Here is a 12,328-nt window from a genome sequence, read left to right on the forward strand (position 1 = left end):
AGGTCTTAGCCGCCCTGCTTGTCTTTGGACAGCCATACGTTGGTCGGGTCGTAGTTCTGCATCGACGGGACGTAGACCGCGTTGTTCACCTGCTCGGCGTGGTAGTTCGCCTGCTTGTTGCTGGTCAGCGGGAAGAACGCCGCCTGGTCCATCACCCGGGCGTCGGCCTTGGCCCACAGGTCGGCGGCCGCGTCGACGGTCGGTGCGGCGATCGCCTGCTTGATCAGCGTGTTGGTCTCCGGGTCGTTGTAGAGCCCGAAATTGCTGCCGATCGGCGGGAACGAGGGCTCACCCGAGAACAGCGGGTTGAAGAACGACAGTGCCGCGTTGCCGTACCAGTCGGCGCCCCATCCGGCCAGCGAGACGTCCCAGACACCGCGCTTCGCGACGCTCGGCACCTGCAGGTACTTCACGTAGAAGTCCGCGTTCGGCGACGGTACGCCGACGACCGTGATGCCGACCTTGGACAGGTCCTGCTGGATCGTCTGGAATGACTTGCTGCTGCCCTCGGTCGCGTTCCGGTAGAGGAACTTCAGCGTCAGGTGCGGGAACCCTGCCTCGGCCAGCAGTTGCTTGGCCTTGTCCGGGTTGTACGGGTACGGATCGATCTGCTTGGAGCCGGTGATCACGTCCGGCAGCACGTGCGTCAGCGGCGGGTTCAGCGTCTTGCCGCCGAGCACCTGCAGGATGTGGTCGCGGTTGATCGCGTAGCTGATCGCCTGCCGTACCTTCGGGTTCTGCATCGCCTTGTCGTTGTTCGGCGAGACGGTGTTGTAGATGACGTACGGGTTCGAACTCGAGGTGTCGCCGATCGTCAGCTTCGGGTCCTTCTTGGCCTGCAGAGCAGGCAGCTGGGACGGCGGCGGCGCGACGTCGAACTCCATGTCGGCTGTCGGCGTACCGGTCTGCAACTGCTGCTGGATCGAGTCCTGGGTGACGGTCTCGTTGACCACGATCTTGTCCACGTACGCCTTCCGGACCGGATCGGAGCCTGCGTCCCAGTTGGGGTTGCGGGAGTACGTGATCGACTTGGTCGGCACCCACGAGTCGACCTTGTACGGGCCGTCGGACGGGAAGTTGTTGCCCAGTTCGGTGCTGGCCGGCAGGTACTTGAGCGACTCGACCGGGGCGGCGGAGAAGGCCGGCAGCGTCAGCATGTCGACGAAGTACGACGCCTGCTGGGTGAGGTGGAAGACGACGGTGGTGTCGTCCTTGGCCTCCACACCTGGCAACGGGGTCTTGTCGATGTACTCCTGGATCCCGGCCACCGTCTTCGGCGCCTTGGCGAAGCCGTCGGCGAACGCCTTGTAGCCGACGATCAGGTCCGCGAAGTCCGGGATGCCGCCGAACGGCTGTACCGGGTTGGCGGTCCGCTTGACGCCGCGGACCAGGTCGGCGGCGGTCACCTGGCGGCCCGGGGTGGTGCTCCACTTCGCTCCGGGCCGGATCTTGATCGTGTACGTCTTGCCGTCCGGGCTGATCCCGCCGTTCGCCGCGGTCGGGATCTCGGTTGCGAGGTCGGCGACCGGCGTGGTGTTCTTGCCGCCGGGGTCGGCCGGATAGGTGAACAGCTGCCGGCTCCACATCCGTAGGTTCAGGTAACCAACGGAGTAGTAGCTGATGTTGGGATCCATGTAGTCGACGTCGCCCGCCCCGAGCATGTTCAGGGTGCCGCCGCTGACAGGTGTGCCGGCACTGCCTCCGGATCCGGACGGTGTGGTGCCGCCACTGCTGCAAGCCGCGAGCGCGATGCTCGCAACGGCGGCAAGGGATACTGCCGCCAGCCGTTTCCTGGCCATTGGTCCTCCTCCGGGACTCGATAGCGCCGAAGTTAGGACTCCCGGGCGGGCCTGGGACCGGGATCACGGAACCGTCAAACAGATGTCAATCGGCCCCCGCCCGAACATGACGGATTCATGACAGGCGTAATCGCCGTGCGGTCCGCCGGTGAGCGACACTGGTCCCGTGGCACACAGCTTGCTGCTGGTCGACGACGAGCCGCGCATCCGGCGGGTACTGCGACTTGCCCTGGAGGACGAGGGGTACCTGGTCGCGGAAGCGGCCAACGGGTACGACGCTCTCGCCGCTCTGCGCCGGGAGAAACCGGACGTGGTGCTGCTGGACCTGATGCTGCCCGACCGGGACGGTTTCGCGGTCTGCCGGGAGATCCGCCGCGCGAGCGACGTACCGGTGATCATGGTGACCGCGCGGACCGACAGTCACGACGTGGTCGCGGGGCTGGAGGCAGGCGCGGACGACTACGTGACGAAGCCGCTCGTCGCGAAGGAGTTGTCGGCCCGGATCCGGGCGCTGCTGCGCCGGGTCGAGCCGGCCGGCGCGCGGCAGGCCGACCTGGTCGAGGTCGGTGACCTTCGGATCGACGTACCGGGGGCCGAGGTGACGCGGGACGGCGACGTGCTGCCGCTGACCCGGACCGAGTTCAAGCTGCTCGCCGAGCTGGCCAATGCCGAGGGCAAGGTGCTGAGCCGCGAGCAATTGCTGTCGAAGGTCTGGGGCTACGGGTACTTCGGTGACAGCCGGATCGTCGACGTCCACATCCGGAGGTTGCGGCTGAAGATCGAGCGCGACCCGGCCAGCCCGAAGCACCTCGTCACTGCCCGCGGCCTGGGCTACCGACTGGTGAGCTGACCTTGCTGGGACGGGTCACCCTGCGGGGCCGCGTGATGCTGGCGTACGGCCTGCTGGCGCTCGGGTTGTCGACCGTGCTGGCGATCGTGACGTGGACCGTGGTCTCGGACTACCTGGTGGAGCAGCGCGAGGCGGCGGCCGAGACGATCACGGCCGACAACGGGGCGGCCTTGCGGTACGGGCTGTTCGGTCCGCCGGTGCCGTGCCGGCCCAGCCACGAGCACGTCGAGTGCGAGAGCCCGACGCTGCAACCCGGGGTGTCCGTGATGGAGGTGATGAACAGCCTGCCGTCCACCGATGCGGCGGCGACGATGCTGTACCTCCAGGATCATTGGTACGCGATGACCGGGAAGCCGTCCGATCTGCCACCGGACCTGATCCAGGCCGCGATCACCGGCAAGGTGGTGCAGCGGCGGATCGAGGTCGGCGGGCAGCCGGTGCTCGCGGTCGGCGTACCGATCGGGCGTCAGGGGGACGCGTTCTTCGAGTGGCATCCGCTGAGCAGCTTGGACGACACGCTGCGGCGGATGAAGATCACCCTGATCGCTGCGGCGATCGCGACCGCGCTGGTCGGGCTCGTGGTCGGGCGGCTGGCGAGCACGCTCGCGCTGCGCCCGCTCGCGGAGCTGACCCGGGTCGCGGACGCGGTGGCGCGCGGGAAGCTCGACGCGCGGTTGCCGGCGGAGAACGACAAGGACCTCGGCGGGCTGGCGCGGTCGTTCAACCAGACCGCGGCGGACCTGGAGCGCCGCGTGGCGGCGGACGCCCGGTTCGCCGGCGACGTGAGTCACGAGCTGCGGACGCCGTTGATGACGATGCTGAACTCGATGCAGCTGATCCAGAACCACCGCGCCGAGCTGCCGACCGCCGTCCGGGAGCCGGTCGAGCTGCTCGGTGACGACCTGGACCGGTTCCGGCGGCTGGTGATCGACCTGCTGGAGATCTCCCGCGACGACGGCGGCGACCGGGGCAGCCGGGAGATCGTCCGGATCGCCGACCTGGTCCGGGCCGCCGCCGATGCGGCCGCCGGCCGTGAGGTGACGGTCGTGGCGCCGGAGGCCGAGGCGCTCACGTTGCAAGCCGACAAGCGCCGGCTCGAGCGGGTGATCGCGAACCTGGTCGAGAACGCCGAGGACCACGCGGGCGGCTGTAAGGGCGTGGGCGTCGAGGCGGGCGGTCTCGGTGTCGTCATCACCGTCGACGACGCCGGGCCGGGCATCGCCGCCGAGGAGCGGTCGCGGGTCTTCGAACGCTTCGGTCGCGGCGAGACGTCGGGCCGTGGCCGCGGCGTGGGGCTTGGCCTCGCGATCGTCGCGCGCCACGTCCAGTGGCACCACGGCACCATCCAGGTCACCGACCGGCCGGGCGGCGGCGCCCGCTTCGTCGTCGAGCTCCCTGCGAAAATCAGCTGACGGATCTTGTCCGCCCCGGTTACCGTGGGCGCATGGCTACTTGCCTCTGTGTCTAGCTGGCGCACCCGCTTCTGCAGGTGAGGTGTGTCCACTAGCTACCACGGAGAGTAACCATCATGATCGCCGTTCGCGGTGTAGATATTCGGGTCGGTGCGCAGTTGCTGCTGGCCGACGTTTCGTTCAGTGTCGGCGCGGGAGACCGTGTCGGGCTCATCGGCCGTAACGGTGCCGGCAAGACCACGCTGCTCAAGACCCTCGCCGGTGAGGCCCGTCCCGCGACGGGACAGGTCACCGTGACCGGGTCGGTCGGCTACCTGCCGCAGGACCCGCGGGCGGCCGATCCCGCGATCACAGTTACCGCGCGTATTCTGTCTGCGCGCGGCCTGGACGTCGCCGTACGGGAGCTCCGTGCGGCGGAGGCTGCGATGAGTTCGGCCACGGGTCAGGCGCAGGAGAAGGCGATGGCGGCGTACGCGCGCGCCGAGGCCGCGTTCCAGGCCGGCGGCGGTTATGCGGCCGAGGCGGAAGCGGCGCGGCTCGCCTCCGGTGTCGGTCTGCCGAACCGTGCGCTCGAGCAGCCGGTCGGCGAACTGTCCGGCGGGCAGCGCCGGCGCGTCGAGCTGGCCCGGATCCTGTTCGCGCAGCACGACGTACTGCTGCTCGACGAGCCGACCAACCACCTCGACGCCGACTCGGTGCTGTGGCTGCGGCAGTTCCTGCTGGCCTACCCCGGCGGCCTGATCGTCATCAGCCACGACCGCGAGTTGCTCAAGGCAACGGTCAACCGGGTCTTCCACCTGGACCCGCAGCGGCTGACGATCGACCTCCACAACACCGGCTGGACGAAGTACCTCGAGCAGCTGGAGGTGGACGAGCGGCGCCGGAAGCGCGAGCGTGCGGTCGCCGAGCGCAAGGCCGCGGTCCTGCATGCCCAGTCGGCGAAGATGCAGGCCGGTGCGAGTACGGCGATGGCGGCCAAGAACATGGCCCGTCGCGCGGACAAGTTGCTCGCCGGGCTGGAGCCGGTACGCCGGGCCGCGCGGGTCGCCAAGATCCGGCTCCCGGCCCCGGCGCCGTCCGGCCGCACCCCGCTGTCCGCGGTCGGCCTGAAGAAGTCGTACGGCGCCTTGCAGGTCCTGGACGGTGTCGATCTGGCCGTGGACCGGGGGAGCCGGGTCGTCATCCTCGGGCTGAACGGCGCGGGCAAGACCACGCTGCTCCGGCTTCTCGCGGGCCGCGAACAGCCGGATGCCGGTCGCGTCGTACCTGGTCATGGACTGCGGCTCGGGTACTTCGCGCAGGAGCACGACACGCTGGACCTGGCCGGCACCGTCCGGCAGAACCTGGCGTCGGTCGCTCCCGGGCTGACGGACGGCGAGGTGCGGAACGTGCTGGGCTCGTTCCTGTTCAGCGGTGACGACGTGGACAAGCCGGCCGGAGTCCTGTCCGGTGGTGAGAAGACCCGGCTCGCACTTGCGGGCCTGGTCCACTCCAGCGCGAACGTGCTGCTGCTCGACGAGCCGACCAACAACCTCGACCCGGCGTCCCGGGACGAGGTGCTCGGCGCGGTCGGCAGCTACCCGGGCGCGATCGTGATGGTCACCCACGACGAGGGTGCGATCGAGGCGCTCCGGCCGGATCGCGTGCTGATCCTGCCGGACGCTTCCGAGGACCTGTGGTCGGACGACTACCTCGACCTGGTGTCTCTCGCGTAAGTGTCAACCCTGGGGTTGAGACCTGGTTCCACCTGGGTCTCACCTCAGGGCTGACGTGCCCGATGCCGCTTCCGAGGAGGCTTGTCAGCAACGACAAAACCTCCTCGGAAGGAACCGCTGACATGTCGGCCCTGCTCGGAATCTTGATTGGCCTGCTGGTGCTGGTGCGGGTGATCGGCCGGCAGGTAACCGGCTCGCTCGTCACGCAGAAGTCCCTGGTCGTAATGCCGCTGATCCTGCTGGCCGTCGGCGTGCTCTCGCTGTCGTCGGCCGTCCACAGCGCCTCGACCGGTGAGCTCGCGTTCCTCGCGCTCGACTGCGTCGTACTGCTCGGCTGCGGTCTCGCCCGCGGCGCGAGCATCCGGCTCACACAGACCGACCAGGGCCTGTTCCAGAAGGGCACCGTGCCGACGCTCCTGCTGTGGCTGCTGACCATCGGCCTCCGGGTCGGTGGGTCGTTCGCGTCGGCCGCTCTCTGGCCGCACGGCGGACTCAGCAAGGCGGCGCTCGCACTGACGATCGGCATCACGATCGGTGCTCAGAACGCGATGATCTACCGCCGCTCGCTGGCCATGGACATTCCGCTGGCGGCGCAGCGGGCATGATGAGGCCATGACGTGGACGCCGGCAAGCCTGGTACGGGAGAACTCCGTGCCGGGCCTGCTGCTGCGTGCCGTCCCGGGAGCGATCACGATCCTCTCTCTCGTCGTCGCGGCCCAGCACCACGACGACCAGCGACTGCCGTACCCGCTGATCGTCGCGCTCGGCGTGATCGTTGTCGTCAGCAACATCACGCTGTTCGGCCTGAAGTACGGCGAGCCGCCCGGCCCGGCCGGCTACGGGCTGCTCGTGTTCGCGATCGCCGGATCGGTGCTCTGGTACGCGTTGCCAGGCAGCGCGATGATCATCGTCCCGTTCTGGGTCAGCCGGGCGGCGGTCCGCTACTACCGCGCGCAGCCGCTCGAATGGATCATCGTTGCCATCAGCATCCTTGGTGCGAGTGTCCCGCTGTACCTCACCACGCGGTCGCTGCCCGGCGCGTTCGGGGCCGCGTTCGGGGTGGTCGCGCTGACTCTTGCGGCGGTCAACCGGCGTACTCGCGAGCAGCAGCTGGAGGATCTCGAGGTGTCGCTGGCCCGGAAACAGGCCGCGATCGAGGAGCACGAGCGGGCGGCGGCGCTGGCGGAGCGGGCGCGGATCGCGCGTGACGTGCACGACGTACTCGCGCATTCCCTGGCCGGGTTGTCGTTGAGCCTGCAGGGGGCGCGGCTGATGCTTGTGCGGGACGGGGCGTCGGCGGAGGCGATCGAGCAGGTGACGCGGGCGCAGGGCTTGGCCGCGGATGGGTTGGCCGAGGCGCGGCGGGCGGTTGCGGCGCTGCGGGAGGACGCGGTTCCCGACGTACGGGCGCTCGGCGATCTCGTCACGGCGTACCGGCTGGAGAGTGGCGCGTCCGCGGAGTTCGAGGTCGACGGCGCGGAGCGGGAGTTGCCGGCCGAGGCGTTGAGCACGCTGTACCGGACGTTGCAGGAGGCGCTCGCGAACACTCGCAAGTACGCGCCGGGCGCGCCGGTGCAGGTGCGGCTGTCGTACGGCGACCTGGTCCGGCTGACTGTTGAGGATCGGCCGGGGCGGCGTCCGGAACGGGGGGCACCGGGTGGTTATGGTCTGCTCGGGATGCGTGAACGTGCCGACCTGGTCGGCGGATCGCTGGAGGCCGGCCCGACTTCGACGGGCTGGCGGGTCGAACTGAAGGTGCCTGCGTGAGTGTGCGAGTGGTGGTCGCGGACGACCAGACCGTGGTGCGCGACGGCCTGGTGACGTTGCTCAAGTTGCTCCCGGGGATCGACGTGATCGCGGCCGCGTCGGACGGCCGGGAAGCGGTCGAGCTGGTGGCGGAGCACGACCCGGACGTCCTGCTCGTCGATCTGCGGATGCCGACCATGGACGGGGTGGAGGCGACCAGGCGCGTGCGGGCAGACCATCCGCGGACCGAGGTCGTCGTGCTGACGACGTACAGCGACGACGAGTCGGTGCTGTCCGCGCTGCGGGCCGGAGCGCGCGGGTTCCTCACCAAGGACGCGGACGCGGAGTCGATCGGCCGGGCTCTGCAGGCGGCCGCCGCCGGTCAGTCGATCGTCGACGCCGACGTCCAGCGCCGGCTGATCGAGGGCACGACCCAACGGACCGAAGCCACGGTTTCGGGACTCACACCGCGCGAGGTCGAGGTACTGCGCCTGATCGCTGAGGGCTTGTCCAACACCGAGATCGCCCGCCACCTGGTCGTCAGCGAGGCCACGGTGAAGACCCACATCAACCACCTCTTCGCCAAAGCCAACCTCCGCGACCGAGCCCAAGCAGTCGCCTACGCCTACCGCCTCGGCCTCGCCTGACGCACCGCTGAGCTGTTCAGGTATGCGAACGTGATCTGATATACCGAACTTAGGTGTTTCGGGAGGAGGCGGGGGAGATGAGCGACGGAGCTGCGAAGAGGGCCGACGTCCCTGGTGGGGTGAAGTCGGCGGCTCGGACGGTGGAGCTGCTGGAGGCGCTGGCGCAGGCCCCGCGGCGGCTGACGCTGACCGAGTTGGCGAGCCAGCTGGGCTATCCGAAGTCCAGCATCCACATGTTGTTGCGGACGCTGGTCGGCGCCGGGTGGGTCGAGTCGGACGACCGCGGTACGGCGTACGGGATCGGGGTTCGCGCTCTTCTGGTGGGGACGGCGTTCCTTGATCGGGACGTGGTCAACCAGGTCGCTACCGCGCACCTTGCCGCGTTGCGCGCGCATCTCAACGAGACCGTTCATCTGGCACGGCTCGACGGTGCCGATGTGGTGTACCTGGCCAGTCGGGAGTCGATGCACATCTTGCGCAGCGGGTCGCGGGTCGGGCGGCGGGTACCAGCGCATTCGACTGCACTTGGGCAGGTGCTGCTCGCGCAGTTCTCGCCTGAGGAGGTCGGGCAGCGGATCCCGGCCGAGCTCGCGACCGAGACTCAGCACACGATCTCCGATCACACGTCGCTGGCGCTCGAGCTGCAGGACATCCGCGTCCGTGGCTGGGCTGCGGAGCGGGAGCAGGACTCGCTCGGGCTCGGCAGTATCGCGGTCGCGATTCCGTACGGGCGGCCGGCGACGTACGCGCTCAGCTGCTCGATTCCGCTGACCCGCTTCACCGACGCGCATCAGCGCGAGGTGGTCCAGGCGCTGCACGAGCACGCCGAGGAGATCGGCGGCACCCTCCGCCGCTTCCCCGGCGCCTGAGCCGACCCTCGCCGGCTCGACCCAGCGAATCGAACCGTTGACACGTTCGTGTGCCTCGCCCTACCTTTTCGTCGTTCAGCATCACAGACAGCGTTCATATATGTGAACACGACGAGAGGAACCGCCCCATGCTCGGTCCGGTTCGGAAAGTGCTCGCGGTGCTGGCTGGGGGAGCGTTGGCAACCGGAGCGCTGGTCGCCGTGCAGTCGGGCGTACCGGCGGAGGCGGCCACCAATCCCGGCATCGTCTTCACCAACCCGGTCGCCGCGGACGGGATGGCCGCGTGGCCGGGAGATCCGGACAAGGTCCCGGAGCACGCGGCGTCGAGCCGCCTCGGGGTTCCCTGCTGGCAGACCAGCCAGGAGCTGAAGGACCAGTACATCTACCTGAACATCGACGCGACCCGGATCCCGGCCGGTGCCACCGACGCGGTGCTCACGGTCAACTACTTCGACACCCCCGGTCAGCAGCTCACCGCGCAGTACGACAGCGTCAGCTCGGCCTTCACCCCGCTGCCGTGGTTCGTCTTCCCCGGCACGGGCGCCTGGGCGTCCACCCAGTTCCGGATGTCCAACGTCAACTTCCAGAACCGCGCGAACGGCGCCGACATCCGGCTGATGGCCAATGCTCCTGGTGGAGTCATCAGCTCGGTCTGCGTCTCGTCGGTCAGCATCTCGTTCGCGGACACCACCGGCATCACGGTCACGAACCAGAGCCTCGTCTTCACGCAGGGCTCGGGCAACGTCACCCTCACGTCCACTGCCCCTTCGGTCGCCTGGAGCATCACCGACGACCAGTACCTGCCCGTTGCCTCAGGCAACACCACGAACGGCTCGATCAGCACGGCGGCCCTCGGCCCCGGGTTCTACAACCTCCGCCTCACCGCCGGGCAGACGGTCGTCGGTACGACGCTCGCCGTCATCCCACCGCTACCCGCGGGGATCCAGTCCCCAACGGGTAAGTGGGGTGTGAACACCCACATGAACCACTACTACAACCTCAGCGGCGCCTTGATCCGGACGCTCGCCCTGGCCGGCTTCTCGCACATCCGCGACAGCCTCGAGTGGGGACACGTCGAATCCGGAACGCCGGGCAACTACACCGTCGAGCCGCAGTACGACGCGATGATCGCGGACGCGAAGGCGAACGGCATCCGCCCGCTGCTCGTGACCGGCTACCGCAACGCCCTGTACGACGGTGGCAAGACCCCGAGCACCCCCGCAGGGCTCGCCGGGTTCGGCCGGTACCAGAGCTTCTGGCTCAAGCACTTCGCCGGTACCACCAACGACATCGAGACCTACAACGAGTACTACCAGCCCGGCTTCAACGACAGTGCCTGCGGCGTCACCGGCGCGTGCTTCGTGCAGCTGATGAAGGCGGCGTACGAACAGACCCACGCGGACAACCCGAGCGCGAACGTCATCGCCGACATCGGGCCGAACAAGGGCGACACCTCGTTCCGCGACCAGGTGCTGTCCAACGGCGGCCTGGCCTATCTGGACTCGATCAACGCGCACATCTACACGTTCGGCGGCCCCGAGGGCGACCTGGACACGCAGCTCCAGAGCCTGCGCACCGCGGCCGACGCGAACGGCGGCTCCGGAAAGCCGATCTGGGTCAGTGAGGAGGGGTACCCGACCGCGCCGAGCTTCGGCGGATCGATGATCGACCAGGCCCGCAAGTCCATCCGCACCGACACGATCATGGTCGCCGGCAACGTCAGCCAGTTCTACTGGTACGACGCGCTCAACGACGGCACGAACCTGGACGACAAGGAAAGCACCTTCGGCCTTCTGCAGGCACCCGCCGGACCGATCGCCGGGATGGCGCCGAAGCCGGGCCTGGTCGCGAAGGCAACCACGATCCGGGCCCTGACCGGTCTCGCCTACAGCGGCCGCGACGCACTGCCGTCGCCGCTCTACTCGTACCGCTTCGGTTCCGGTACGGCGACCACCCGCGTGCTGTGGTCCACAGCCGCAGGCACGTCGTCGGTGAAACTCAACACGACCAGCCCGCTCGAAGTGACCGACATGTACGGCCACAAGACGACCCTGACCCCGACGGCCGGCGCTGTGAGCCTGACCGTCGACCAGGACCCGGTCTTCGTCAAGGGACCGGCCACATCGGTCACCCAGCAGGCCGCACCGCAGCTGACGATCGCGGCCGCGGACCCGTCCAACTCGCAGGAGCCCACGGCCGTCACTGTCACGCTGAAAGGTGCCGTGAGCAACCTCGGCCTGCGCGACGTAACGGTCGCGGGGCAGACCAAGCGCGTTCTGGTGACGCCCGGCAAGAACACGACCGTCACCATCCCGATCCCGGCGAGCGACACGCTCGGCCCGCGGCACGTCGTGGCAACCGTTGCTCGCGCCGGGAAGCCGACCGCCCGCTTGGTCGCCTGGACCAGTGTCGAACCGGCGACCAAGGTCCGCGTCCTTCCACAGCTCACCCCTGACCTGCAAACCGCGCTCGGCGTCGAGCTCACCAACACCAGGGCGAGCACGGCCGCGACGATCCAGGACCTGACCTGGACCATCGCCGGCCAGCACGGGACCGCAGGAGCAGGTCAGTCGATCCAACCGGGGCAGAAGGCAACGATCAATATCCCGGTCACCGGTCTCGCACCATGGAAGGCCTACGCCTACACCGTCGATCTGACCACGTCAGACGGCAACAAGATCTCGGTCAAGGGCACGACCGCCTTCGACCCGATCGGTCCCGCGGCGGCGACGCCGACGAGTTCGATCAACCTGGCCACTGACGCCAGCTGGCTCACCTTCACCCGCCCCTGGGGTGGCGCCGCCGACCTGTCCGGCTCGGCCAACTTCCAGTACGACGCCACCGGACTGATCGTCAACGCGGCGGTCACCGATGACGTCTTCTCGCAGACCGAGACCGCGCCGAACCTGTGGCGGGGCGACAGCCTGCAGTTCGCGATCAGCAACGGGCTGCCTGGCGAGAACGCGACCGCGACCGAGATCGGCACAGCGCTGCTGCCGACCGGTCCGGCCGTCTACACGTTCGGCACCTCGGACGGCAGCCCGACCGGTACGACACCGGGCGCGACGGCCGCGATCACGCGCGCCGACGGAGTCACGTCGTACCAGGTGAAGATCCCGTGGGCAGCGCTCGGGTTCCAGAGCCAACCGACCGGACCGGTCGCGATATCCCTTGCCCTGAACGAGAACGACGGCGCCGGGCGTGCCGGTGCGCTGCAGTGGGCGAGCGGGATCGTCACCGGAAAGACCACGACCTTGTTCCTGCCCGGAACGTTCACCAGTTAGGAGATG

General features: G+C 68.8%; 9 protein-coding genes. 8 read left to right on the forward strand and 1 reads right to left on the reverse strand.

The window, feature by feature from the left end:
• Nucleotides 1–5: 5 nt before the first annotated feature.
• Nucleotides 6–1,799: an ABC transporter substrate-binding protein gene (locus tag OHB24_RS22420; RefSeq protein WP_327632758.1), complete on the reverse strand. Its 1,794-nt coding sequence runs from the start codon at nt 1,797–1,799 to the stop codon at nt 6–8.
• 166 nt (nt 1,800–1,965) lie between these two features.
• On the opposite strand from OHB24_RS22420, the gene OHB24_RS22425 reads away from it, so the two are divergent.
• The 8 genes from OHB24_RS22425 (at nt 1,966) to OHB24_RS22460 (ending at nt 12,322) form a co-directional block, all read left to right on the forward strand.
• Complete coding sequence (locus tag OHB24_RS22425) at nt 1,966–2,649, forward strand: response regulator transcription factor (protein ID WP_327632759.1); 684 nt, start codon at nt 1,966–1,968, stop codon at nt 2,647–2,649.
• A gap of 2 nt (nt 2,650–2,651) precedes the next feature.
• A complete protein-coding gene (locus tag OHB24_RS22430) occupies nt 2,652–4,061 on the forward strand; it encodes a HAMP domain-containing sensor histidine kinase (protein ID WP_327632760.1) in 1,410 nt (469 codons plus the stop codon).
• Between the two features lie 116 nt (nt 4,062–4,177).
• A complete protein-coding gene (locus OHB24_RS22435) occupies nt 4,178–5,776 on the forward strand; it encodes an ABC-F family ATP-binding cassette domain-containing protein (RefSeq protein ID WP_327632761.1) in 1,599 nt (532 codons plus the stop codon).
• A 122-nt stretch (nt 5,777–5,898) separates the two neighbouring features.
• Nucleotides 5,899–6,381: a hypothetical protein gene (locus OHB24_RS22440; RefSeq protein WP_327632762.1), complete on the forward strand. Its 483-nt coding sequence runs from the start codon at nt 5,899–5,901 to the stop codon at nt 6,379–6,381.
• A 7-nt stretch (nt 6,382–6,388) separates the two neighbouring features.
• The gene (locus OHB24_RS22445) at nt 6,389–7,543 is read left to right on the forward strand and encodes a sensor histidine kinase (RefSeq protein ID WP_327632763.1); all 1,155 of its coding nucleotides are present in this window, start codon (nt 6,389–6,391) and stop codon (nt 7,541–7,543) included.
• Nucleotides 7,540–8,169, forward strand: coding sequence for a response regulator transcription factor (locus OHB24_RS22450; protein WP_327632764.1), 630 nt, complete (start codon nt 7,540–7,542; stop codon nt 8,167–8,169). Before OHB24_RS22445 ends, OHB24_RS22450 begins: the two co-directional genes overlap by 4 nt.
• 77 nt (nt 8,170–8,246) lie before the next feature.
• Nucleotides 8,247–9,038, forward strand: a complete 792-nt coding sequence (locus OHB24_RS22455) for an IclR family transcriptional regulator (RefSeq protein ID WP_327632765.1) — start codon at nt 8,247–8,249, stop codon at nt 9,036–9,038.
• A gap of 128 nt (nt 9,039–9,166) precedes the next feature.
• Entirely contained in the window at nt 9,167–12,322 is a 3,156-nt protein-coding gene (locus OHB24_RS22460; protein ID WP_327632766.1) for a sugar-binding protein, read from the forward strand.
• Nucleotides 12,323–12,328 lie beyond the last annotated feature (6 nt).

This window comes from Kribbella sp. NBC_00482 (genome assembly GCF_036013725.1).
Taxonomy (GTDB): domain Bacteria; phylum Actinomycetota; class Actinomycetes; order Propionibacteriales; family Kribbellaceae; genus Kribbella.

Bases quoted from the DNA above. Each gene is read 5' to 3' on its own strand.
- OHB24_RS22435 (WP_327632761.1), top strand. From the start codon at position 4,178: ATGATCGCCGTTCGCGGTGTAGATATTCGGGTCGGTGCGCAGTTGCTG.
- OHB24_RS22460 (WP_327632766.1), top strand. From the start codon at position 9,167: ATGCTCGGTCCGGTTCGGAAAGTGCTCGCGGTGCTGGCTGGGGGAGCG.
- OHB24_RS22440 (WP_327632762.1), top strand. From the start codon at position 5,899: ATGTCGGCCCTGCTCGGAATCTTGATTGGCCTGCTGGTGCTGGTGCGG.
- OHB24_RS22445 (WP_327632763.1), top strand. From the start codon at position 6,389: ATGACGTGGACGCCGGCAAGCCTGGTACGGGAGAACTCCGTGCCGGGC.
- OHB24_RS22420 (WP_327632758.1), bottom strand. From the start codon at position 1,799: ATGGCCAGGAAACGGCTGGCGGCAGTATCCCTTGCCGCCGTTGCGAGC.
- OHB24_RS22455 (WP_327632765.1), top strand. From the start codon at position 8,247: ATGAGCGACGGAGCTGCGAAGAGGGCCGACGTCCCTGGTGGGGTGAAG.